This window comes from Paenibacillus diazotrophicus (assembly GCF_042610465.1).
The window spans coordinates 1,533,979-1,559,478 of record NZ_JBGJZN010000001.1; the positions used below are offsets into that span (position 1 = coordinate 1,533,979).

A 25,500-nucleotide genomic window follows, 5' to 3' on the forward strand; every position below is an offset into this window, starting at 1 on the left:
CAACAGGAGGGTATACGAAATGAAGGTAGATTTCCATCTCCATCTGGAAGAAGGGCCGTATTCACCAAGGTGGCTGCAGCGTACGCTGGAGAGTCTGACCACGATGAAGGGCAGCTCTGAAAAGACACATACACTGTCCTGGATGCAGGATAGCTTCGGTCTGCTTGAACAGCGCATCGCGGGCGGAGCCTTTACCACCGAGTGGCTGGACCTGTATCTGGAGCAAGCTAAGAAGCGAGGGATGCACACCGTCGGCATCGTCGATCATCTGTACCGGTTCACGAAGTATAAAGCCTATTATGAAAAGCATATGATCCTGGATGATACCTGGATAGGCCGGTTGCAGCGAGAGTGGCTGGATCAGGTGTGTATGGCGGATTCGGACGATTTTGTAAGATGCATTCAGCTCCAAAAGGACAAGTGGCGGCGTGAGGGAATAGAGCTGCGTCTTGGTATCGAAGCGGACTATTTTCCCGGCTGTGAGCTGGAGCTAAGCGGGATTTTGGCAGAACAGCCTTATGACTATGTGATCGGTTCTGTGCATTTTGTAGATGGCTGGGGTTTTGACAATCCGGCGACGCAAAAGTACTTTGAACAATTCGATCTGGAAGCTCTGTACGCCCGGTTCTTCGAGATTGTCGGATATGCGGTCACTTCACGTTTGTTCGATATTGTTGCCCACCTCGATAACCTCAAGGCCTTTAACTACCGCCCGGATGAAGAGCTGCTACTGCCTATGTATGAGCAGATTGCTGATCTGCTGATTGCACATGATACTGCCACAGAGATCAACGCTGGAATGGTGTACCGTTATCCGATTAAGGAGATGTGCCCAAGCCCCGCTTTCCTGGCGGTATTGGCGGACAAAGGCGTACTTCTCACGACCTCTACCGATGCGCATTTCCCAGAAGATCTCGGCGGTTATACGGATCTGCAGCTGGAACTGTTGAAGCAGGCGGGCATGAGGGAGATAGTAACTTTCCACAACCGGCAACGGAGCACGCATAAGCTGGAATGAATAATGAATAGCGAGTCTTTCTTTTTGAAGAAAGGCTCGTTTTGTTATAATAGGTAAGGATACATAAGTTCGGTATGAGGGGTTGCTAAGATGATGAGCCATATGAAAGAGAATATCGTCGAATATTGTCTGCGGAAAAAGGGGGCGACTAGGGAATATCCCTTTGGGCCTGAACCCTTGGTGATCAAAGTTAAAGGTAAAATGTTCGCTCTTATCTTTGAGAATTTAGAGAAGCATACCATTATCAACCTGAAATGTGATCCTGTCATTGCGGATAATCTGAGAGAGCAGCATGAAAACGTTCGTCCAGGTTACCATATGAACAAAAAACACTGGAATTCCATAACCCTCGATGGCTCCGTGCCAGAGCCTGATCTATTGGCAATGATCGACCACTCTTATCTTTTAGTTGTTAAAACCCTTTCAAAAAGTCTCCAACAATCGATACTGGATACTTAATCTCCTACGCTTGCGTTTGCTCTGACTTCCGGCGACGCAGGCTCATGATAACCAAGGACAGAGCAACACCCGTGAGGATCAACCCTAGTACACGGAATCCCCCGAAGCTGAACTTTCCGCCCATGACGATCCCTACCAACAATGAGGAGAGAATCGTTCCAAGGTATCTGGATGTATTAAACAACCCTGATGCTACTCCGATTATTTCTTTCGGTGAGCTTTTGAACATGGCTGCTTGCATACCAACATTATTTAACCCGTTACTTATGCCGAAAGCAGCTAAAGCCAGACATACACTGATAACCGGCGAATGTTGATTCAATGACACGATCCCAACAGATCCCAATGTCATGAATATGGCGGACACCAAGAGTGCCGGGGCTGCTCCTGAGTGATCGATCCAACGCCCTGCCAATGGGGAAACGACTAGCGAGCATAATCCTAAAGTTAACATCAGAATCCCTGTATGGAATTCGCTGACATGACGTACGATTTGCAAATAGGAAGGAAGCCCGAAAAACACCGAATAATACAATACGTTCACGAGCATGAATTCGATATTGACCCAAGTCATCGCAGGATAATGGGCAAATGTACGCAAAGGAATAAACGGTGAAGTCGTATGCAATTCATGCCGGATGAAGGCCCAAATTAACATGAGACCTATCACTATTTCAGTGATAGTTAGCCATGAGATGTGACCGGATGATTTGGCCGACAGTAATCCAACGAGCAGTGCTACCAGACCTGTTGTGAAAAGCAGGATGCCTGACACATCAATCACATGGGCCCATTTCCGAAAAGACGTGTTGCTTGCGATGGCTGCTTGCGAATCGTCCTTAGGAATCGTCTTCCAGGACATTATAAAGCTAACCACTACAATTGGAATATTGACGAAAAAGATAGCATGCCAATCCCACCAGTGAATGAACACCCCGCCAATAAAGGGCCCAATAGCTGCTGCTCCGGATAGGAATATGGACAAAACAGAAAGTGCGGTAGCTTGCTTCTCTGTGATATGAACTCGTACAATGGCCATTCCAACGGCAACCATCATGCTTGTTCCAACGGATTGCAAAATTCGAAACACGATAAGCCACCCAAAGCTTGGGGATAGCGCAGCTAAGAATGAGGCAGCGAAGGATACGCATAGCCCGGTAAGGAATATTTTTCTACGGCCGAATAAATCACTGGCCTTACCCATGACAGGTTGAGCGACAGCACTCGCTATGTAGAATGAAAAGATAACCCAAGAAACCTTTGTGAAATCTAGCTGAAACACATTTTGCAGCCTTGGAATCGCCACCGAGACCATCGAAGAGTTTAGTGGATTCAAGAGAATCCCCAGTCCCACGGATATCATTAACCACCAGCTACGCGAATTCATTGTGAGTACCTCCCCAAATTGTTATAATCATATCCTACTTGACATCATGTATTTACTCCAACGCATTCTATGTTATGATTTCATTGACTTAAGGGAATGAATGGAGGTTGGCCAATGGAACTTCTTCAATTGCAGTATTTTGTTGCTGTAGCCCGGTTGGAACATGTTACTGAAGCTGCACGAAGTCTGCATGTTACACAATCCTCTCTGAGCAAAACGATTGCCCGCCTGGAGGAGGATTTGGGTGTTCCCTTATTTGACCGGACCGGAAGAAGACTGCGGTTGAATGATTTCGGAAGCAGATTCCTCCGTCGTGCTGAAAGGGCTTTGTTTGAATTAGAACAAGGCAAGCAGGAGATTAAGGATCTTGCCAATCTGGAACATAGCACCCTGGAATTGGCGGTGACCGCCGCAAGCATGTTGCCAAGTATCCTTCGGGAGTTTCGGAAAAAGATGCCTTCTGTTCTTTTTCATGTACAAATGCTTGCCACGCAGGAAATGGTTACACTTCTTCTTAGTGGAGCTATCGATGTATGCTTGTCTTCACCTCCGATACAAGGGGATGATATAGAATGTCAAATCGTATGCATTGACCCGATCGTTGTCGCTGTTCCTAAGGGGCATCATCTGGCAAATCGAAAAAGGATATCCTTGATAGAGCTAAAGGACGAATGGTTTGTCGGTGTAAGGAGAGGTTACGGCACTCGCGATTTAGTGGACACTGTTTGCGAATCAGCTGGATTTATACCCCAATATGTATATGAGGGCGATGAACCTGCAAGGTTAAGCGCTCTTGTGGAAGCGGGAATTGGCATAGCTTTCATACCTAGCAGTGCACGGAACTCACGGGAACACATCCATTATATCCAAGTGGATAATCACGATTTGGTAAGGGAAATCGCTCTATTATGGCACAAAGGTCGGTATATTTCGCAGGCTGCTCTGGAATTCCGTGAAGTGGTTGTGGAGTATTTTGGCGCGATGTCTGAACAATATTATTTCAACTAAGGAACGGTGGATCAGATGAGGCTTACCCTGTATACTGATTTTTCTTTGCGCATCCTCATGTATCTCGGGACAAAAGAACGAAGCGGGCTGTCGACGATACAAGAGATTTCAGATGCTTATCATATTTCGAAAAATCATTTGATGAAGGTTTCCCACGAGCTCGGTCAAGCGGGATATATAGAAACGGTAAGAGGCAGAGGAGGCGGAGTACGGCTGGCACAGTCGCCTGAGCTCATTAACATCGGTGAAGTGGTACGACGGATGGAAGACGATTTCCATCTGGTGGAATGCTTCAATCCTGCTGGTAATCATTGTCCAATCGCTCCAGCATGCGGATTAAAGGGCGTGCTTGGCAGAGCGCTCAATGCCTATTTGCAGGTGCTTAGTGAATACACCTTGCAAGACCTGCTGCTGAATAAGCATGACCTGCAGGATATCTTTCAGCGGGAAAGAACGGCATTAAGCCTTCAATCTTAATTGGCCATTTAAGGACTCCTCATAATTCGCTCTATTAATATTCTGTGAAATTAGTGACAGCATCTGTCGAATAATGATTGTATTTCATAGATATATGTGAGATTCTGTAAATATCTCTATGTCTATGAAAGAGATCACACAGCTAGAATGTTGTAACACAACACAGAAGAGGGGTCAAAACTATGAGGATTAAGCAATCATCATCAAAAGTGGCTATGTATTTGGCAATTCTATTATTTTGTATGACGGTCATGCCGCAGCCTTCAATTACCTTGGCAGCGCCGTCCATACAGGCAGAAGATGCACCCGTTCAGCCATGGCCATCCAGTTTCACTGCTTACACGGACAGCAGTGGGAAGATAATCAATGACCCAGCCAACGAGCCGGGAATAAGTCCGGACGATGTTGATTTTATGAGCGGATTATCTAAAGGCGCGGGTGATCTTCCTTCGTTCTATGTAGCAGGTGACGGATCGAATCTGTTTTTTCGCATGAGACTATTAGGGGACCCGCGGGATGACAAAGGAGGATATCTCTCTTCCGTCTGGCTGGTGAAGGTTTCCGATGGGACTGCGACCAAAGCCGTCATTGGGCTTAATGGTAAATCCCCTCATGAGGATTATATATATATATCCAATAACAACGGTTCTGTAGTACATGCTGTGAATAAGACTGACAATAGCGGGAAGAATGTACCCGGCACCCGGGTGACCGAGGATTCAAACGGTGATTATTTTCTCGATATCCAGATTCCTGTAGCTAGCTTAACAGCTATTGATTCAAGTATCACATCAGCATCTATTCTGAAGTTTGCATTCGCTACCTCCAAGGCGGCCAATCTGGCTGTTATCAATAAGGATGGACAGGAAGAAGCTTACGGCGACTACGCTAAGCTGTCTCCCTTCGGAATTTACCGGCCTAATATAGCGATTGCACCGGCCCTTCAGGATGCATACACAACTTTCCCTGCATCTGTAACCGGCACCACTGCCAATGTGGCAAATGGACAGACAGTGACTCTGACTATTGCACCTACTTCCGGCAATGGGGCAGCAGTTACCAAAACAACGACGATCACCAATAATGCCTGGTCCATATCAGGTATTACAGGTATCGCTACTGGATTCTCCTATCTGGTCACAGCGAGTGTGGTGAACGAGAAGGGGTATACGGCTACCGCATCTCAGCTTACTGGAATCGGTGCCTCCAAAGTGACGATTACAGGAAATCCTAGTTACTCCACATACCAGTTTCCGACCAGCTTTGCAGGGACCTTTGTCCGTTCTGCAACTGGTAACAGAAATGTACTACTCTCCATATACCGATTGTCGGGTCCTAATTTAGCGACTGAGACACTATTGACTTCAACTATGAGACTCGGTGTAACTGGAAATCCGGGAATATGGTCAATAGCTTCTATAAGTTATATAAATGGAAGTCAACCTACACCAGGATCAACTTACAAGATCGTTGCCGTAGATGAAGATAATGCCAATGCCAAAGCGGTACAGGTGATTAAATTCCTCCAGAGCAACATCACGATCAGTTCACCGGCGAATAATACCCGTTCAGATGTTACTACACCCAATGTTATAGGAACAGCGAACCCCGATGAAACGGTCAAACTGTACATCGACAATGTGCTCTCCAGGCAGACTATTGCTGATTCAGGCGGCAACTGGACGATCAGCATCGATAAGCCGCTTACAGCCACACCGGTTAACAACTATCATACGTTCAAAGCTGTGGCTTCAGACGGAAGCACTGAGGTGGCCAGCAATATTGTCAATTACGGAGTCAGTGCGCTGGATGTCAGCATCGAGAACGGCTCACATCCATACATTTATCTGACGACAACTGAACCGGTCTTCCGGGGCAGATCAACGGACACCGCTGTGGATGTCGTAATAACTGATGATAGTGATGCGTCCCAATCCTATACTTGGTCCAATGTGCCAGTTACTTCCGGCAAATGGTCTGTGAGAACGCCTTCTACATTTATGTTGATAAGCGGAAAGAACTATACCGTTACAGTGTCAGCAGACAACAATAATTCAGTCACGGCTACTATGCATGCGCTAGTGAAGACCAGCACTACTATTTCGGTCATCAGCCCGGTAGCAGCCTCACATATGAATGTCCGTGATTCCATTACAGGCATTTCTGAACCTAATGCAGAAGTCAGCTTGAATCTGGATCAGGCAACCATTGTGAATGTGACGGCAAATAATATCGGTGATTGGAGCTATACACCTTCTTCCGATTGGACAAAAGACAACCATACCGCTGAAGCGACTACATCGGATGAAGCTGGGAATACGGCATCTGCTGCCACATCCTTCATGATTGGTAGTACCAGTATCGCTTCAGTGACTAATGTGAGTTACAGCGCACCCTACGGGACAACCATTGACGACGCTAAAAGTGCACTTGGGTCAAGCGTTACAGTGGATCTGGAGGACGGGGGAACGGCTACGGTTCCAATCACTTGGAGCGGAGATTCTGTTCCTGCTTATGACGGTTCAGTTGCCGGCTCTTATGTTTTTGCAGGAACCTTCAATTCATTGCCGGAGGGTGTGAATAATAACAATTCTATTAACGCAAGCGGGACAGTACATGTGTTGCCTCCCGGCACTACAAATATCGTGTCAGCTGAAGACGTCAGCGTGAATGTGCCATACTCCACTACAAAGGAGAAAGCCAAAGAAGCATTAGGCACCATAGTTGAGGTTACGTTGGATGGCGGCAGCAAGGCAGCGGTTCCGGTTGCGTGGGACGATGAATCTGTTCCTGTGTACGATGGCAACTACGCTGCAGCATATAGCTTTACAGGTACTTTGGGTCCTTTGCCAAAAGGATTGGACAATACTGCTTCTGTTAAGGCAATGGGGATCGTGAACGTTGCTGATATTAATGAGAATCAATTGAAAGAAGCTGTACGAAGCCTATGGATACGCTACAGTGTTGGCGACATCTGGGAAAGCGTAACACTGCCTGTATTCCTGCTCAAGGACGGTAAATATAATACTGATATTACATGGACTTCTAACAAGCCGGATGTAATATCCATTGAAAATGCTCCTGCTGATTGGGGGAGTGCAGAGGGGAGAGAATTCAAGGCGGTCGTTAACCGCCAGGCAGAAGACGTAAGTGTTATTCTGACGGCCAACGTTGCAAAAGGCGCAATGCATGTGTCCCGCAGTTTTCTGCTGATCGTCAAGAGTACAAATGTTGCAGAAACAAAAACGACAAGTCCACGTAATGACAGCAACATCAAAGTAAATGATAAAGAAATCCCGATTCTGATTAACCGCACCACCTTGTCGGACGGCAGCCGTATTGACAAACTGATTGTATCTTCCACTTCTATGGATAAACTGTTGCTCGCCATCGGACCCGGAGCAGATCTGGAGATGCAGTTTAATGATAAACCGAATGGGGATACCTCTGAGCGTTCCGATGAAATCACCATGGAGATTCCAGTAGATGCTCTGGACAAGCTCAATAATCAGGCAGTTCAACTTACAACCCCGGAAGGATCTGTCCGGCTCCCGGCAGCTTCCGTCGCTCAAGCAAAGAGCTCCGGCATCGATCTCTTTTTCCGGATTGTTCCGGTTCGGGCAGAGACGACACGCCAGACGATCTTTAACGATACTCTGCAGAATCCCCTGGTAAGAGCGGAGGCTGGAAGTAAAGACATTCGAATGCTCGATATTCCACGCGAAATTGAAACTAATTATTCGGGATTCGCTACTGAAGTAACACTGCCTTTGACCTATCTTTCGATACCAAGCGATCCCACACAACGCCAGCTGTATCTTGACTCCTTACGCGTCTTTATCCAGCACTCGGATGGTTCGGAAGCCATTGTCAGAGGAACGGGCCCGAACTCCATTCCCGGTGAGATTATTACTAGTAATGGTGCAGCTACAGGGTTGAAATTTACGATTGATAAATTCAGTACCTTTAGTTTCTTTCAGGTCACTGATCCTGTGCCAACACCGGTTCCGACAGCTGCTCCGACAGCCGCTCCGACAGCCGTTCCGACAGCTGCTCCAACAGCGGATCCATCTTCGGGTTCACCAATGGGTTCATCAACCCCTGTGTTCCCTGAGAAGGTAAAAGTAACCACGGGTACCGTCAGTCTTATAGATCATCAGCTGGAGCTGAAGCTGGATCAGCCCCTTGCAGCGGGAACTCTATCGACTGAAGGGTTAACCGTAACGATTGCCGGCAAACCTGTCCAGGTTCAGAATGCAGAGATTACCGCCGATAAGCGGCTGGTTCTGACACTCGGTGAACCCATTCAGGCAGGAATGCTCATTCGTATTGAATACAAGGCTCCATCAAGCGCCAGCACAGTACAGTCTAAAAGTCTTGAATCCTTCACACTGGAGATCCTGAACAGTATGATTCATAACAAGTACATCAACGGATACCCGGATGGTACCTTCAAGCCAGGCCACTCCATTACACGGGCTGAAATGGCCGCTATATTGACACGCTTGCTTGGAACAACCCAGGAGAAGATAACCGTCAAGCCTTACCCTGATGTGAAGACCACTCACTGGGCATCATCAGGAATTCAACTTATGAAGGATACGGGGATAATGAAAGGTTATCCGGATGGACTCTTCCACCCCGAGAAGTCTATCAGCCGGGGAGAGATGGCTGCGGTCATTCTGGCCTTCAAGGGTAAAACTGCGAGCAGCGAATTACCGTTGACCTATAGCGACACGGCCGGTCATTGGGCTAAATATGCCGCTGAAGAACTGAAGACAGAAGGGATCATGATTGGGGGCACGGACGGCAAGTTCCATCCGCAAGATAATCTGACTCGGGCAGAAGCGGTGGTTGCCATGAACAAGGTATTGAAGCGCGGAGGACTCACAGGTGATTTCGATCCTACCTGGCCCGATACTTCGAAGAGCGACTGGAGTTATGCGCAAATAGAGGAAGCATCCCATTCCCATGAATCCACTCGTGTTAATGACATGGAAGAACGTTGGATACGTTTCATTAATAATTAAAAGAATATACAATAAGCCCCCAGGCTGTTGCCCGGGGGCTTATTGTATGCCAAAAACAAATAATTCCTATGAAGAAAACGAATTAATATTGACACATAAGTGTTTGTCTTCTCTATCGACGCAGCTCACATGATATGTTATCATGATAAACTGATAACGTGTTACCGAACTAAAGCACATGTTACAATGTGTTATCTACTAGGGGGATTAGAGAGATGAAGAGAAAAGGAATATTCGTTCTATTGGTAGTTATGGCTATTGCTGTGATAGCAGGCTGCTCCAGTTCTGGAGGCAATGATGGTAAGCTGGTGATCGGTATTGATGATAAGTTTGCCCCTATGGGCTTTAGAGATGACAATAATGAAATTGTCGGTTTTGATATTGACTATGCGAAAGCGGCAGCTGAGAAAATGGGCAAAGAAGTGACCTTCCAGCCGATTGACTGGTCAGCCAAGGAATCGGAGCTGAACAGCGGACGTATTGATATGATCTGGAACGGGTACACCATTACGGACGAGCGCAAGGAGAAAGTGTTATTCACCAAACCTTATTTGGAGAACAGTCAAGTTGTTGTTGTGCTTGCAGATTCGCCGCTGTTGAAGCTGGCAGATCTGGCCGGAAAAAAAGTGGGACTACAAAGTCTTTCGTCAGCTGCTGATGCCCTGGATGCCAGCCCGATTAAGGCAGAACTTAAAGAGGTATCCGAATTTACGGATAATGTGTTAGCTTTGACGGATCTGAAGTCGGGACGTCTGGATGGTGTCGTCATAGATGAAGTGGTGGCAAGATATTATATGTCCAAGGAGCCAGACACTTACAAACTGTTGGATGAATCGTTAGCTCCTGAGCAATACGGTGTAGGGATTAAGAAAGGCAATGAAGCCCTGCTGACTGAGCTGCAGAAGGCTCTGGATGAACTGAGCAGTGACGGAACGGCTGCTGAAATTTCAACAAAGTGGTTTGGTGAGAACAAAGTACTTAACTAGATTGTTTCCTTTAGGAGTCAGGTGAAAACATGGATATTGACTATATTATTAAGATTTCCGGACCGATGCTGGAGGGTGCGCGGACGACCGTATTGCTATTCCTGATAGTGATATTACTGTCCATTCCGCTCGGGATGCTGGTCACACTGATGGCCAAAAGTGCCATCAAGCCGCTGGCCTGGATTGCACAAAGCTATATTTACGTCATGCGCGGAACTCCACTTTTGCTGCAGCTGCTGTTCTTCTGCTTCGGCCTGCCGCAGATTCCCGTCATTGGACAGTATCTGGTGATGGACCGTTTTGTTGCAGCCTGCCTGGGTTTTATTCTTAATTATGGTGCTTATTTTGCCGAAATCTTCCGCGGTGGGATGCTCTCGATTGATAAAGGTCAACATGAAGCAGCCAAGGTTCTCGGACTCAGCAAATGGCAGACCCTCCGTAAGGTGATTCTGGCCCAAATGTTCCGGGTGGCACTGCCTGCGGTAGCGAATGAATCGATCACTCTGGTGAAGGACACTGCTCTGCTGTATGCCGTAGCCGTACCTGAACTGTTGAATTTCGCGAAGACGGCGGTGAACCGTGATTTTACGGTGACTCCTTTTGTAGTGGCCGGCGTAATTTATTTATTGATGACACTGGTGCTTACGCTATTCTTCAAGGCACTGGAGAAACGTTTCAAATTTGAGTAGAAGGACTGTTTGGCTATGAGTAGGATGATTGAAGTACAGCAATTGCAGAAATCTTTCGGCAGTCTCGATGTGCTAAAAAAGATTACATTTGACGTTAACCCTGGCGAAGTCGTTGCGGTGATCGGACCTTCTGGCTCCGGCAAAAGCACCATGCTGCGCAGTCTTGTGCATCTTGAGGAGGTTACCGGTGGAAGCATCTTTATCCACGGCAAGCCGCTCGTTGAGGATGGGAAATACGCCAGTGGTGCCGACATTAGAGAAATCACCTCGACCATGGGCATGGTATTTCAGCACTTTAATCTGTTCCCGCATCTGACTGTCAGGGGCAACCTGGAGCTTGCACCTAGAACGCTGAAGCGTGAGAGTATTGAGGCGATAACTTCCAAAAGTATGGAGCTGCTCTCCAAGGTAGGTCTTGCTGACAAAGCAGACGTATATCCCTCCATGCTGTCAGGCGGACAGAAGCAGCGGGTGGCTATCGCCAGAGCACTGATGCTGAATCCGGACATTCTCCTGTTTGACGAGCCGACGTCGGCGCTTGATCCCGAACTGACCGGTGAGGTGCTGCGTGTCATCCGTCAGCTTGCGGAGGAGAATATGACGATGATTATCGTCACCCATGAGATGAACTTTGCCCGCGATGTGGCGGACCGTGTATTCTTCATGGACAATGGGGAAATTGCCGAATCGGGAACTCCAGAGGAGATTTTTGGCAATCCGCAACTAGAGCGGACCCGGACCTTTCTGAATCAGGATTAGATGAAATGGAATTAGAAGAGTGCACAGCGGAAGCTGTGCGCTTTTTTTTGTTCGGTGAAGGTTCTTATGGTTTTGACAGCAGGCTTAGGAAATGAGAAAATAATGTTTTATCCATGGAGAATTAATAAAGCACATTTGGAGGCATATTAATGAATCAGCGTTTTCGTATTACCCGATCCATGCAAGAAAACAATGGGGAGCACAGCATCTCCTTGGAAGAGTGTAAACAATACTTTGCATCCATCTCTGACTTTTCGTACTCGCAGGTTCTTACGATTCAAGGAGCAGATAGCACGATGTCTATCGACGGAGATTTTTTTATGTGGAAATCTGGAGGTATGGAGATTCCTTTCCGCCTTTATATGGGAGATTTATATGTAGCGGTATCCAATGAAGCTATTGTTCCCAAAATGATTGAAATTGCAACGGATCTGCGGGCGGATATAGTGGAGGGGTGAACCTAGAATCAATCAGTGAAGTATAGTGCATAACAAGAAGGCATACGCTCAAGTGGCGGATGCCTTTTCGTTGTTTCCTGGAGATTAAATATGGGAGACAATTATTTAAAGATTCAGTCCTCTTTAGGGGAATCAGCAGTTAAATACTCACAGTTAAAACCTGTAAAAACCGCATGGGAATCAGGGGTATCTCCAACCGCATACAATCCGATCAGTACACCTGTAAATCCTCCTGCTACTTCTGAAGAAAGGTATCTGGTTTGCGCAGCTCCAAGGAAAGTTTCTGTACCCTTGATCTGAACATAAAAGCGATAGTGAGTTGGCGTAGATTTGATAATCAATGTAGCCTGATTAGTTTGCTCCAGAACCAATGCTTTTTCAATGGATTTAATGTCTCCGATATTTAGGCGTTCAATGACTTCGTATCCCTGTTGTTGTCCACGCAGTGCCAGATCATAATGGTGGTTTTCGTCCATATACACAGTAATGCCGGCTTCGCCGCTGGTAAGGCTGACTTCGCATGTAATTACCGCATTGAAGTCCTTTTGACGGATGCCTATGAAGGTTGGGGATGCCGGCAAATCCAGCGATACTCCGGTTCCCTGCAGCTTAATCTTATCGGCTTCTAACTGATAATGCTCCTTAGCCGGATGACGCAGATAAACCCAGTCCAGGTTCCAATCTGTGTTCTCGAAGTTAAAGACCTTTTTCTCCTGTTGGCTGACTGTGTCCGCGATCCGATCCGTCTCGAAACTTAACAGAGTAGTACCTTGGTGACCCGCCGTAAACCATCCGTCTTCGCCAAAGGTGATCGGGGTCAGGAATACTTCACGTCCCAAGTGGTGATAAGTAAGATATTGACCGGTCTGACGGAAACCCAGATGCAAGAGCCACCAATTCCCTTCGTGGTCCTGAATCAGATCACCGTGGCCAACGCCTTGGAGCTCATAACCCCCTAAGTTCCGATTGGTCAAAACAGGATTATTGGCATAAGCTTCGAACGGGCCGGAAGGTGAATCACCCCGCGCATAAGTAACCATGTGGCCATATTCGGTCCCGCCTTCAGCTGCCATCAGATAATATCTTCCGTTTATTTTGTATAGATGAGGGCTTTCCAGATAGCGGCCGCCCGAACCTTGCCAGACAGAACGGCTTGGTGACAGTTTGCGTCCGGATTCAATTTCAATTTTGCATTGGACAATCCCGGGGATACCATAATCGTCAGTTCCATTGCTCATGAAATATGATTTACCGTCTTCAAAATATAAATCCGGATCGATGCCCCCTTGATCGACATTAATCGGTTCAGACCATTCCCCGTAAATATCATCCGTCCAGACATAGAAGTTCTGATGAGTAGTGTCATTGGTGGTGGTCATGTAGAACCGGCCGTGGTTGTATCGCAGAGTGGGGGCAAAGACCCCTCCAGAGCTACCCACACTGTCCAATTGAATCTGGCTCTTCCGGGTTAGACAATGACCGATTTGGGTCCAATTAATCAGGTCCTGACTTTCGAAAATCGGAACGCCGGGGAAATACTGAAACGAACTGCATACCAGATAATAGGTACTATCTACTTTGCATACGCTGGGGTCAGGATAAAAGCCTTTGATAACCGGATTGTTGTATCTCATAAGATCCACCTCATAATAAATTCATATATATATGATTTCAATCAATTGATTGCTATAAGAATTAAACACTATTGATCAATTACTTTCAATAGAAGTAGGTTTAGGGTTTGTAGTATATTTAATGAAATAATATATATGTGATTTCAGTAGATATTCGTCAGGAGAAGATGTCCATGCTAAAAGCGAACGGGGAACCGAAATATATTGCATTATATGAAGCGCTGGCTAGTGAAGTCAGGTGGAGAATTATGGATTTGATTGCCGGCAGTGAAATGAATGTCAAAGACATCGCGTCAAAGCTGGAACTGAGCCCTTCCATCGTCACCATGCACATTCGCAAACTCGAGCAGGCCGAATTAATCGGGAGCCGCAGGGTTCGGATAGACGGAGGAACGCATAAAATGTGTTTCCTCAAGCAAAAAAGCATCGAGATCGAGCTGCCCTCCGCCAACCGAACTTCGAGGATCAGAGAACAGACGATTTCAGTCGGTCATTATACCGCTTTTGATGTTCATCCTACCTGCGGGCTTGGCACCCATGAGAAAGAAATCGGAGTCTGGGACGATCCGCGCTATTTTCTCGATCCCGAGCGGGTTCAGGCTGCCATTCTGTGGTTTGGAAAAGGCTACGTAGAATATAAAACGCCTAACTACTTGCTTCCTGAGCAAACCCCAGAGGCTATCGAAATTTCCATGGAGATTGCTTCTGAAGCCCCAGGTCTGCGAGATCATTGGCCATCGGATATCCGGTTCACTTTTAACGGTGTAGCACTTGGAATATGGACAAGCCCGGCAGACTTCGGAAGAGCCGCGCGTGGCATCTATACACCAAAGTGGTGGCATCGAAATGTGAACCAATACGGATTATTGAAGACGATTCGCATTGATGCTTCAGGTACGTATATAGATGGAGAGTGGATGTCGGATGTGACTATTGTTGATATCAAGTTAAAAGAACAATTCTGGACACTTCGTTTTGCGGTTGAAGAGGATTCCGTAAATGTAGGGGGATTGACGCTCTATGGAGCGGGATTCGGCAATCATGACCAGGATATTGTGATTCGTGTATACCTTAGCGAGTGATGGCTGATAATGAACAAATTCATTAATTCCATTCATTAATGAACAAATCGGATGGTTTTAACAATAGGCAAGCCCTTTAATTTCTTTATAATAATAGACGCGAATACCTAAAGAGGGTAAATCTATAATAGAGCCTAAAACCATCAATCTATCCATTGAAAGAAGGAATCCATCATGAAAAATGAACAGCTCAGCAATAGTACTATTTTTCCGTTAGGGGAGAAGGTGAAAACAAACTTTACAGGTGACGCCTATCTGCAAATGGTGTTTACAGATCCAGCACCACTAAATACCGCGATCGGAAATGTAACCTTTGCTCCGGGGGGCCGTAACAACTGGCATGCTCATCAGGTTGGACAAGTCCTGTTAGTCACCGGCGGCAATGGCTGGTATCAGGAAGAAGGCCAACCCGCCCGTGCACTCACAACAGGTGATGTAGTCAATATTCCGCCTCACGTGAAGCATTGGCATGGTGCCACAAAGGACAGCTGGTTTGTTCACCTGGCCATGACCCCAGGACCCACGGATTGGTTTGAACCGGTCGATGATGAATGGTATGAGAAACTGTAGGAATGTACGTAACGGAATTGGAGGTTTGATCTGTGGAATATGTCAAATTTGGCAATACTGGTATGGACGTCTCGCGGATATGTCTGGGTTGTATGAGTTTTGGAGATGTGCTGCCAGGAGGGCATCAATGGGTGCTTAATGAGGAAAACAGTCGTCCAATCATCCAAAAAGCTCTGGACCTCGGAATCAATTTTTTTGATACAGCGAATGTCTATGCAAACGGAACCAGTGAAGAGATTATAGGACGGGCATTGAAGGATTATGCCGACCGGGATGAAATTGTGCTTGCCACTAAGGTCTGGGGACGTATGCATCAAGGACCAAACGGTGGGGGGCTTTCCCGAAAGGCCATTATGAGCGAAATCGACAAAAGCTTGAAGCGGCTAGGGACTGATTATGTAGATCTATATATCATCCACCGCTGGGACTACAATACGCCAATCGAAGAAACCATGGAAACGCTACACGATGTTGTGAAGTCCGGAAAAGCCCGATATATCGGTGCTTCTGCCATGTACGCTTGGCAATTTCAAAAGGCTTTGCATGTAGCAGAGAAGCATGGCTGGACGCGTTTTGTATCCATGCAGAATCATCTTAATCTGATCTACCGTGAAGAGGAAAGGGAGATGATGCCGCTCTGTAAAGATCACAAAATTGCGGTGACTCCTTATAGTCCACTTGCATCAGGAAGACTGATCCGTAATGGTTCAGAAAGCACACACCGATCGGATACCGATCTGATTCAAAAAGCAAAATACGATTCTACAGCAGAAGCAGACCGGTTGATCGTTCAGCGTGTAGCGTCACTTGCAGACAAGCTTGGCGTTCCCCGTATTCATATTGCGCTTGCCTGGCTGCTGCAGAAGGAATCTGTAGCTGCTCCTATTATAGGCGCAACGAAGCTATCTCAACTCGAAGATGCAGTAGGTGCTCTGTCGGTGAAATTAACACCTGAAGAAATTTCATTCCTTGAAGAACTATATATTCCGCATCCAATAGTCGGTGCTCAGTAATACAGCGACATGCTTCCTTATCAGAACATGAATGAACTCAGCCCGGGAATGCCATCCTAAGGATGTAGTATACATCTCAGTTTCCCGAGGAGGATTCTTGTATGGCTCACCAGATGAGAAGAAAAGAAGCAGCCTGGAAGTCACGAAAGCAAGATCAGCACCCCCATGGTAAAATCAAATCGCTTAAGACCTTGTCCAGCGAATATGATGAGAAGCATACTGCGTTTTAAGAATAAGAAAGACTGTCGGACTAATATGCCGGCAGTCTTTCTTCATTGAATCTGCTCAGAACTCGCTCCTTGTAAAATGGTGGTCACACTTCCATTTAACCCAGGGGCGATTTTTTTATAAGAATTGCAATGACTAGATTATGCTATACCTATGACTTGAAAATGAAGGTATGGCAAAGTGGAATTATACTACAATGTGAAGTGAACAGAGGATTGGCATCTGTATTAATAACTGACAGGAGTGCGGATTCATGAAATATACCAATCCCGTAATACCGGGTTTTCATCCTGACCCGAGTATTTGCCGTGTTGGCAGCGATTACTATTTAGTCACAAGTTCGTTTGAATATTTTCCCGGTGTTCCTATCTTTCACAGTAAAGACCTGGTTCATTGGCGGCAGATCGGTCATTGTCTCACCACAGAGCATCAACTTCCCCTAACGGGTGCATGGAGTTCAGGTGGAATCTACGCACCGACACTCCGTTACCACAACGGCTGGTTTTATATGGTGACTACCAATGTCAGCGGGGGCGGGAGTTTTTTTGTCAAGGCTCAGAACCCTGAAGGCCCCTGGTCGGAGCCTGTGAAAGTTGCCCAGGGCGGCATTGATCCTTCTCTATTGTTCGACGATGACGGCCGTGTATATCTCCAGTCTCCAACTACTGGCGCTGAAGGAGATGGCATCTATCAATGTGAGATCGATATGGAGACCGGCGACAGACTGTCAGAGAGCCGCTTGATTTGGAAAGGTACTGGTGGTGCTCATCCTGAAGGGCCTCATTTATACAAAATCCATGGGCAATATTATTTGATGATCGCCGAAGGGGGAACCGAATATGGCCATATGGAGACGATTGCAAGAAGTGATCATCCTTATGGCCCCTTTGAACCTTGCCCTAACAATCCGATTTTAACGAATAGAAGTATGGCAAACGGTATATATGCAACGGGCCATGCCGATTTAATTGAAGCTCATGACGGTTCATGGTGGGCGGTGTGCCTAGGAATAAGAACGGTATCCTACCCTATGGGACATCACCTGGGAAGAGAGGTTTTTCTGGCACCCGTGAGCTGGACATCTGATGGTTGGCCTATCGTAGGCAATGGCACCCATATCGAGCCTGTGATGGATGCTCCGAAGCTGCCCCAAGTGTTATGGCCGGAAAAACCGCCCAGAGACGACTTTGAAGATACCCAGCTGGATATGAGATGGACATTCTTGCGTAACCCTGTGGAGGGCAGCTGGTCTTTGACGCAGCGACCGGGTTATCTTGTCTTGCTTGGACAAGCGGCAACCTTAAATGAGGCCCTGGCTCCTGCTTTTGTAGGTCGCCGCCTGTGTCACTTTTCCTGTACAGTGGTGGCTAAGCTCGAATTCGATCCTCAGCACGACGGAGAAGAAGCGGGGTTAACGATGTACATGGACGAAAAGCATCATTACGATCTGGCTGTAAAATTCATTCAGGGCCGCAAGCAGCTGATCTTCCGCCGGACAGTCGGCTCCATGCAGATGGTGGAGCAGCGTGAATGTCCTGAAGGAGCCATTGAGCTGCAGTTTCAAGCGCAACCCGAAAGATTCGTGGCATCGTTCCGTTCTTCACAGTCTGGCACCATAGAAATGGGATGGGGAGAAACACATCTTCTCTCTACCGAAGTCGCTGGCGGTTTTGTTGGTGTAATGGCAGCTATGTATGCTACATCGGATGCGGAGAATCCCACCCCTGCGCTATATGACTGGTTTCACTATGAGCCAATCGAATAGGTTCTGTGGATTGTAAGTTCCTTCTGCCTGAGCAAGCCTTAATGTTCAGAGAATACCGGATGCTGCTGTGATTCTTGCATCTTACGAAATGCTTTTGGAGTCATGCCGTAGCTTTTTTTGAATTGGCGTGTGAGGTAATTGCTATCGTTAAAACCGCACTCGTAAGAAATATCCGTAATGGAACGATTGGTTTGCTTAAGTAGTGTGCAGGCCCGTTCCAAACGGAGCCGGTGCAGATAAGCAATGGGTGTGGTCCGGTAATACGACTGGAAGATCCGGTTTAAATGTCTGACGGAAATATCCGCTTTGGATGCAATCTCCTCCAGTGCTACTTGATCCAGGTAATGATCCTCGATGTAAGAGATTGCACTGGCCAGATGCATCAGACTGTTGGCTACGCCCTTCTCCTGATGATCGTATTGCCTGGACAGGTACACCACAAGCTCCATGAACCGGGAAGCAAGCATGGTCTGATAACCTTGTTGCTTCGCTTCATATTCTTTGATCATAACTGATACCAGCGCTGTAACATATTCAAGGCTTGCAATGGACATGTTCAATTTGCTTTTGTACGTATTGATGCTGCGATAGAAAGGTTCCAGAATGAAAAGTGCCTGATAACCATCTAGGGAGCGCAGATCCTGTCCGGCAGACTTCAACATATCCGGCTTGTACATTACATTACAAATTTTGAATTCGTGCGGGGCTTTGTAGGCATGATGGGTCCCGCCGTTCAAGACAAATACATTGCCTTTCTTGATAAAAGATTCCTCATTGTTAACGATATGTGTAGCATGACCATTCAATACGATGACCAGCTCAGAGAAATCCACATGTTTATGAAGGGACATTTCTTCATCATGTCCTCCGTACTGAATGAAAAATGGAAACTGCTCATCGGTTGTGAACCAGTTAAGATAGACATCACTCAAATGAAAGCACCCGCTCCGTTATTAATCATGTCTATATTATGCTATTTTGTGACTTGATAATCAAGGTTTTCACATGGATCAGAAGTTAAAATAAAGACGAAAACAGGCACGATTAACTTACCTAAAGGGGGATAATATCACCATGATTCAAAAATTGCCCAAGACATGCGGAATAGCACTTTTAGCAAGTGCGCTCCTTCTATCGGCAGGCTGCAGCAGCACAAAAAATAATTCTGCTAACACCGCAAATGACAGCAACAGCAGCAGCGATACCGCTCCGGTAACATTTTCATTCTTTGGAGCTGATGCCAATCCGAACTGGAATAAAATGCAGGATGATGTAGGTAAAGAGATTACTGCGAAGACCGGAGTTACCCTGGATGCCGAATTTGATGTGGGCAGCGGCGGTGGAGACAAGATCTCATTAATGGCTGCCAGCGGAGATTACCCGGACATGATTTACGCCAAAGGAGAGCTCGGCAAACTGGTGGATGCAGGAGCAATTATCGATCTGACTGATCTTATCGACAAGTATGCACCAAATATTAAAAAGGTCATGAGTAAAGATATGAACCGGATGAAATACAGTAAAGACGACCAGGCCATATACTCGATTCCAACTAACACAGGTGTGGATCAGCAGTATTTTGATGTCACGAGCGGATTTGAAGTTCAGCTCCGTGTGCTCAAAGAGTTAGGTTATCCGGAGATCAAAACGGTTCAAGACTTTGAAAGCGTACTCAAGAAGTATGTGTCCAAACATCCGACAACCGATGGACAACCTACCATTCCTCTTTTGTTAAATGCAGATGGCTGGAAGAGTATGATTACCGTAACCAATCAAGCCGCAGCGACTACCGGAGGTGCAGGTGATGGTGAGTACTACGTGGTACCGGAAACGTATGAAACCATGCTGCATTACAAACGTCCGGAAGAAAAGGATTACTTCCGCTGGCTGAATCACATGTATAACGAAGGACTGCTGGATAAAGATTCTTTTGTGCAAAAGGATGATCAGTATAAATCCAAAATCTCCAGCGGACGCGTACTCGGTCTCACTTCTGTGGAATGGGAATATTCAGATGCAGAAAACGCACTGAAATCAGCTGGTAAAGATGAATACACATATGGTCATTTTCCAGTGACATTAGGTGAGCAGTATAAAGATAATACCCTTCAGGCCATTGGGGTGGACGGTTATGGTATCAGTATCACTACTGCCTGCAAAGACCCTGTCCGTGCCATCAAATTCATAGACTGGTTGTCCTCTGAGGAAGGACAGGTGTTACGAAATTGGGGGATTGAAGGCAAACAATATACAATAGAAAACGGAGTGCGTGTGATTCCGGAAGAGATCCGCAATCAGAAAGTGAATGATGCCGCTAATTTCGGGAAACAGACAGGCATCGATATGTATTCAGCCTTTGGTGTCCGTTACGGAGACGGCGTCAAAGATTCAACAGGCAACTACTATACGACCAACTTCCCGGAACAGATCATTGCCAGCTACTCGGATGCTGAGAAGGAAGCTTTAGCGGCTTATAAAGCAACCACGTGGAAGGATCTGTTCCCGGCCGAAAATGAATTTCCTGTCAAAGAATGGGGGGCACTGTATAATATGCAGGTTCCGACAGATGGGGATTATCAGGTCATTTACCAAAAAACACAGGACATTGTCCACAAACGTATTCCGGAAGCCATTCTCGCAACACCAGCAGACTTTGACAAAATATATGATGCATTCATTCAAGAATTGAACAAAGTTGGAGCAGAGAAAATGGAGAAGGAATATACAGAGCTGGTTAAAGCAAGAGTATCACTCTTTACCGGCAAGGATATAAAATAATAGTTAAACGTATAAAGGTCCTTACCTACTTGAGGTAAGGGCCTTTATGTCTGTATTCAGGATAAGAATGCTTTGACGGATAGATTTCATTGGCGTATGATAAACGTATCAAATAAATTTGATTTGACGAGGTCTAACTATGAATACAGAGCAATCGCAATTGTTTAGTAATTACGAACAAAAGTTTAAGGCACTGGCTGATCAGAAGCGATTAGCGATTTTGTATGAAATCAAAAAACAATCTGAAGTGTGTGTATGTGAGCTGGAAGGGATCATAGATCTTCCCCAATCCAAGTTGTCTTATCACCTTAAGTTATTGCTGGATGCAGATTTACTTAAGTGTCGTAAGGAAGGTCGCTGTAACTATTACAGTATCAATGAGAAGGCGATCAAATATCTTTTGCCGGATGATGTTTGTTGTATCTTTTACCCTCCCACAGTATAAAAGGGGGTTAAATTATTCTATCCATCAAAATATTTTGATGAGATTCTGATGAAGCAAAGGAAGGTATTTAGAGATGGTGTTGCTAAATTCTGATTATATAAATTACGTTATCGATAACCATTTAACTCAAGAAATTTTTAAGGGACGGTTTGGGCTTGAAAAAGAGAATGCGCGTGTCGATAAACATGGGAATCTTGCATTAACACCTCACCCCAAAGCATTTGGCTCCAAAACGGATAATCCCTATATCCAAACCGATTTTTCGGAAAGCCAGGTGGAGATGATCACTCCCGCATTTCATTCTGTTGAAGAGACCTATTTGTTCCTGGAGGCGCTGCAAGATATCGTAACGCAAGAATTGACTGGTGAATATTTGTGGACCAGCAGTAATCCCCCCGCTTTGCCTCCGGAAGAGGATATTCCTATTGCCCAGATGAATGATCCTTTAGAAGATGCGTACAGAAATAAGTTAGCGGGCAAGTATGGGAGAAAGAAACAGTTGCTCAGCGGAATCCACTATAATTTTTCGTTCGATGAGGGTTTTCTGCAAAAGCTCTATGAAGCTGTACCAAGTAAAACCGGATTTAAGCAATTCAAGGACGATTTATATTTCAAGGTAGCACGGAATATTCTGAAATATCGCTGGTTACTGATTTATTTGACCGGTGCCAGTCCTGTTTTTAATAAAACCTATGTAGATCGATGTGTATCCTTAAGCGATCAGTTGGATGACGAAAGCCATTTCTTTCCCAATATGAGTTCACTGCGCAATAGTATTTGCGGATATCGAAATGAAAAACCTATATATGTATCTTTTAATTCAATGGATGAGTATGTCCGGGATTTGAGAGAATTGGTCATTTCGAAGGAATTACTCAGTGTCAAAGAATTTTATAGTCCTATTCGTATGAAGCCGGCTAAGGGTGATCATCCCATGCAATCGCTTCTGGAAGACGGTGTAGCTTATATAGAATTACGTATGTTCGATTTAAACCCGCTTTATAAGAACGGGATCAGTCTGCAGACTATGAAATTCATCCATTTATTTCTTATCTATGTGATGCTGAAGCACGATGAACCCTTCACTAAACAACAACAGCAGCAAGCAGATATGAATGTGGATACCCTTATGTTCAAAGGACTTCAAGGGGAACTGCTGGATGACGGCAGTGGGGTAAGCATGAAAGAAAAGGCCATAGCTATCCTTGATGAAATGCAAGCAATGATAAAAGCACTCCAACCCGACGACTCGTCGTGGATTCATATACTTAATTATCATAGAGACATCCTGCACAATTCCGACCACAGTTACGCATCCATCGTCAAATCAGAAATACAATCTTCTTCTTATCTGACTTATCACTTAAATAAAGCGAAGCAATATGCACAAGAAAGTTGTGCGGCAGGATACCAGTTCGTTGGCTATGAAGATTTGGAATTGTCGACACAGCTATTACTAAAAGCAGCGGTTAAGCGCGGAATTAGCTTTGAGCTCATTGATCGTGATGAGAATTTTGTTGTCCTTAAGAAGGGGGATCATCTGGAATATGTGAAGCAGGCAACGAAAACATCCTTAGATTCATACAGTACAGTACTAATCATGGAGAATAAGATCGTTACCAAGAAGGTGCTGAAACAGCATGGAATTCGGGTTCCTGCTGGTGCAGCTTATGGCAGTCAACAGGATGCCTTGCTGGATTATGAAGTTCATCGGGATAGAGCAATCGTAGTAAAACCGAAATCGACGAATTTTGGCTTGGGCATCACTATATTCACCAATAGCTATACTATAGAAGATTATAAGCAAGCTATTGATATGGCCTTTGCTCATGACCGGACGATCCTAGTTGAGGAATTTGTAGCAGGACAAGAATATCGTTTCCTGGTTATGGGAGATGAAGTAGTAGGGATACTGCACCGTGTACCTGCCAATATAGTAGGGGATGGGGTGCATACAATCGAAGAACGGATTCAGCAAAAAAACAAAGATCCGTTGAGGGGGAAAGGGTATAGAACCCCGCTAGAACGGATTCAATTAGGCGAACCGGAAAGGTTGTTTTTGAAAAACCAGTCCATGAGCGCATTAGATATCCCAAGATTAGGTGAAGTAATCTACTTAAGAGAAAACTCCAATATCAGCACGGGAGGGGACAGTATCGATTGTACAGATGACATTCCAGAAAGTTATAAACAGATAGCTGTGCGGGCTGCTAAAGCTGCTGGAGCTACATTTTGTGGAGTCGACATGATGATTAATCATATTAACGAAGAGGCAAGCGAGGAGAATTATAGTATTATCGAAATTAACTTTAATCCGGCCATTCATATTCATTGTTATCCATATCAAGGTATAAATCGAAGAGCAGATGATAAGATCCTTGATTTATTATTCGGACCGCCCATGGAAACATGAGGAGATCCGGTGGGGAAGACACTTAGAGCGGGAGAGTACTGATCTGGTAAAAAAACAGTCCGCCCTCAATCACAGAGGGGGCGGACTGCTTTGGTTTGACCAATAAATCTCCTTATAAGCTGCTTATTACGATATTACGCAGCTTGCGGGTAATCGGCAGCGTGCCGGCATCTTTTTTCTGAATCATAAAAAGCACGGTCAGACCATCTAGAGGACTATTGCAGAAATATGCCCCAAGCCACCCATCCCAGCCATATTCGCCTTGGCCGCCGATTACTCCGGCTTTCCCGGTGTCGGTCATGATGCGCATCTGGTTACCGTAGCTGTGGCCTTGCAAGGAATGCCAAGTATCGAACCCTTTTTGCTGCCAATCGCTTAATCGTGCTGAAGTCATATATTGAACGGTTCTAGGCTTGAGCAATTGAACTCCCTTATAGCTGCCCTGATTCATAAGCATCGTCGTAAATTTAGCGGCATCGTCAATCGTAGAGACAAGTCCCGCTCCGCCCGACTCGAATGCCGGTTCCCGGTCCATGTGGTGGAAGATACCGAGATGACTGTCCATGTACGCCTTCAATCCGCCTTCACCATCATCCTGATAGACTTTGGCAAGACGAACTCTTTGTTCTTCTGACAGCCAGAAACCGGTATCTTTCATTCCCAGCGGCTCAAATATCTCCTTGTTCAGAAATTGCCCATAACGTATGCCGCTAACCGTCTCCACAATCGCACCAAGGACGTCCGCCGACGTTCCGTATTGCCAGAATGATCCCGGCTCGAACGATAGGGGTCCTTGACCCAGGCGGTTGGCAAATTCCATTGTGCTCATTGGATCTTCACCGTATAGACGGCTGCCTAGATCCTGGAACAAAGCATCTGTGTACTGTCCCGCTTTATCGGTTCCGCCGTATACCAGTCCAGAGGTCATATTCAGCAAGTCGTGAATGTTGACTTCCCGGGTAACAGGCTTCAGTTCACCATTGTTCTCGACCTGTTGGTTTTTGAAACCCGGAATATACTGGCTGACAGGATCAAATAAATCGATATCCCCACGCTCCAGCAGCATCATGATGGAAGTGGCGGTAACCGGCTTTGTCATCGAGTATAGGCGGAAGATTGAATTTCTTGATATAGCGCGACCTGTCTCAAGGTCGGCCATACCGTCCTCATGATAAAAAACCTCGTTGCCATTCTTGATCACCATGAAGTTAGCACCGGCGATTTCCTTGTTGTCGATACTTTTTTTAAGCGTTTTCTTCAGTTGGTTGATAATGTTTAGGTCCAGCATGTCTTTTATGACT

Annotated in this window: 21 protein-coding genes; 17 read left to right on the forward strand and 4 right to left on the reverse strand. The window is 45.9% G+C overall.

What is annotated here, in order from left to right; translation table 11 throughout:
• Positions 1 to 19: 19 nt before the first annotated feature.
• Both ACAN54_RS06990 and ACAN54_RS06995 read left to right on the forward strand, forming a co-directional pair.
• Complete coding sequence (locus ACAN54_RS06990; protein ID WP_379152309.1) at positions 20 to 1,018, forward strand: histidinol phosphate phosphatase domain-containing protein; 999 nt, start codon at positions 20 to 22, stop codon at positions 1,016 to 1,018.
• A gap of 102 nt (positions 1,019 to 1,120) precedes the next feature.
• Entirely contained in the window at positions 1,121 to 1,477 is a 357-nt protein-coding gene (locus ACAN54_RS06995) for an MmcQ/YjbR family DNA-binding protein (protein ID WP_379152312.1), read from the forward strand.
• A gap of 4 nt (positions 1,478 to 1,481) precedes the next feature.
• On the opposite strand, the gene ACAN54_RS07000 is transcribed toward ACAN54_RS06995, so the two are convergent.
• Complete coding sequence (locus ACAN54_RS07000) at positions 1,482 to 2,864, reverse strand: MFS transporter (RefSeq protein WP_379152315.1); 1,383 nt, start codon at positions 2,862 to 2,864, stop codon at positions 1,482 to 1,484.
• Between the two features lie 114 nt (positions 2,865 to 2,978).
• Here ACAN54_RS07000 and ACAN54_RS07005 point away from each other — a divergent pair, with 114 nt between their 5' ends.
• The 7 genes from ACAN54_RS07005 (at position 2,979) to ACAN54_RS07035 (ending at position 12,271) form a co-directional block, all read left to right on the forward strand.
• Positions 2,979 to 3,872, forward strand: coding sequence for a LysR family transcriptional regulator (locus ACAN54_RS07005; RefSeq protein ID WP_379152319.1), 894 nt, complete (start codon positions 2,979 to 2,981; stop codon positions 3,870 to 3,872).
• A 15-nt stretch (positions 3,873 to 3,887) separates the two neighbouring features.
• Complete coding sequence (locus tag ACAN54_RS07010) at positions 3,888 to 4,349, forward strand: RrF2 family transcriptional regulator (protein ID WP_379152321.1); 462 nt, start codon at positions 3,888 to 3,890, stop codon at positions 4,347 to 4,349.
• A gap of 182 nt (positions 4,350 to 4,531) precedes the next feature.
• Entirely contained in the window at positions 4,532 to 9,379 is a 4,848-nt protein-coding gene (locus ACAN54_RS07015) for an S-layer homology domain-containing protein (protein ID WP_379152324.1), read from the forward strand.
• 215 nt (positions 9,380 to 9,594) lie between these two features.
• Positions 9,595 to 10,365 carry an amino acid ABC transporter substrate-binding protein gene (locus tag ACAN54_RS07020; RefSeq protein WP_379152327.1) on the forward strand — a complete coding sequence of 257 codons (771 nt, stop codon included), beginning with the start codon at positions 9,595 to 9,597 and terminating at the stop codon, positions 10,363 to 10,365.
• A gap of 29 nt (positions 10,366 to 10,394) precedes the next feature.
• A complete protein-coding gene (locus ACAN54_RS07025; RefSeq protein ID WP_379152330.1) occupies positions 10,395 to 11,054 on the forward strand; it encodes an amino acid ABC transporter permease in 660 nt (219 codons plus the stop codon).
• Between the two features lie 15 nt (positions 11,055 to 11,069).
• The gene (locus ACAN54_RS07030) at positions 11,070 to 11,813 is read left to right on the forward strand and encodes an amino acid ABC transporter ATP-binding protein (RefSeq protein WP_379152333.1); all 744 of its coding nucleotides are present in this window, start codon (positions 11,070 to 11,072) and stop codon (positions 11,811 to 11,813) included.
• A 149-nt stretch (positions 11,814 to 11,962) separates the two neighbouring features.
• Complete coding sequence (locus ACAN54_RS07035) at positions 11,963 to 12,271, forward strand: hypothetical protein (protein ID WP_379152336.1); 309 nt, start codon at positions 11,963 to 11,965, stop codon at positions 12,269 to 12,271.
• A 113-nt stretch (positions 12,272 to 12,384) separates the two neighbouring features.
• Here the strand turns inward: ACAN54_RS07035 and ACAN54_RS07040 are convergent, their stop codons facing one another.
• Complete coding sequence (locus ACAN54_RS07040; protein WP_379152338.1) at positions 12,385 to 13,905, reverse strand: glycoside hydrolase family 43 protein; 1,521 nt, start codon at positions 13,903 to 13,905, stop codon at positions 12,385 to 12,387.
• A gap of 173 nt (positions 13,906 to 14,078) precedes the next feature.
• Between ACAN54_RS07040 and ACAN54_RS07045 the strand changes: the two genes are divergently transcribed.
• From ACAN54_RS07045 to ACAN54_RS07065, 5 genes are all read left to right on the forward strand, one after another.
• Positions 14,079 to 14,987 carry an ArsR/SmtB family transcription factor gene (locus ACAN54_RS07045; RefSeq protein ID WP_379152341.1) on the forward strand — a complete coding sequence of 303 codons (909 nt, stop codon included), beginning with the start codon at positions 14,079 to 14,081 and terminating at the stop codon, positions 14,985 to 14,987.
• Between the two features lie 174 nt (positions 14,988 to 15,161).
• Positions 15,162 to 15,557, forward strand: coding sequence for a cupin domain-containing protein (locus tag ACAN54_RS07050; protein ID WP_379152345.1), 396 nt, complete (start codon positions 15,162 to 15,164; stop codon positions 15,555 to 15,557).
• A 32-nt stretch (positions 15,558 to 15,589) separates the two neighbouring features.
• Entirely contained in the window at positions 15,590 to 16,570 is a 981-nt protein-coding gene (locus ACAN54_RS07055) for an aldo/keto reductase (protein ID WP_379152348.1), read from the forward strand.
• Between the two features lie 101 nt (positions 16,571 to 16,671).
• Positions 16,672 to 16,800: a DUF6254 family protein gene (locus ACAN54_RS07060; protein ID WP_379152351.1), complete on the forward strand. Its 129-nt coding sequence runs from the start codon at positions 16,672 to 16,674 to the stop codon at positions 16,798 to 16,800.
• Between the two features lie 251 nt (positions 16,801 to 17,051).
• Complete coding sequence (locus ACAN54_RS07065; RefSeq protein ID WP_379152354.1) at positions 17,052 to 18,563, forward strand: glycoside hydrolase family 43 protein; 1,512 nt, start codon at positions 17,052 to 17,054, stop codon at positions 18,561 to 18,563.
• A gap of 38 nt (positions 18,564 to 18,601) precedes the next feature.
• Here the strand turns inward: ACAN54_RS07065 and ACAN54_RS07070 are convergent, their stop codons facing one another.
• Positions 18,602 to 19,495: a helix-turn-helix domain-containing protein gene (locus tag ACAN54_RS07070; RefSeq protein WP_379152357.1), complete on the reverse strand. Its 894-nt coding sequence runs from the start codon at positions 19,493 to 19,495 to the stop codon at positions 18,602 to 18,604.
• Positions 19,496 to 19,637: 142 nt separating this feature from the next.
• Here ACAN54_RS07070 and ACAN54_RS07075 point away from each other — a divergent pair, with 142 nt between their 5' ends.
• From ACAN54_RS07075 to gshAB, 3 genes are all read left to right on the forward strand, one after another.
• Positions 19,638 to 21,341 (forward strand): ABC transporter substrate-binding protein, encoded by a 1,704-nt coding sequence (locus ACAN54_RS07075; RefSeq protein WP_379152360.1) that lies wholly within the window; start codon positions 19,638 to 19,640, stop codon positions 21,339 to 21,341.
• A gap of 139 nt (positions 21,342 to 21,480) precedes the next feature.
• Complete coding sequence (locus ACAN54_RS07080) at positions 21,481 to 21,786, forward strand: ArsR/SmtB family transcription factor (RefSeq protein WP_379152363.1); 306 nt, start codon at positions 21,481 to 21,483, stop codon at positions 21,784 to 21,786.
• Between the two features lie 73 nt (positions 21,787 to 21,859).
• Positions 21,860 to 24,199, forward strand: a complete 2,340-nt coding sequence (gshAB, locus tag ACAN54_RS07085; RefSeq protein ID WP_379152366.1) for a bifunctional glutamate--cysteine ligase GshA/glutathione synthetase GshB — start codon at positions 21,860 to 21,862, stop codon at positions 24,197 to 24,199.
• Positions 24,200 to 24,311: 112 nt separating this feature from the next.
• Here the strand turns inward: gshAB and ACAN54_RS07090 are convergent, their stop codons facing one another.
• Positions 24,312 to 25,487 (reverse strand): serine hydrolase domain-containing protein, encoded by a 1,176-nt coding sequence (locus tag ACAN54_RS07090; protein WP_379152369.1) that lies wholly within the window; start codon positions 25,485 to 25,487, stop codon positions 24,312 to 24,314.
• Positions 25,488 to 25,500 lie beyond the last annotated feature (13 nt).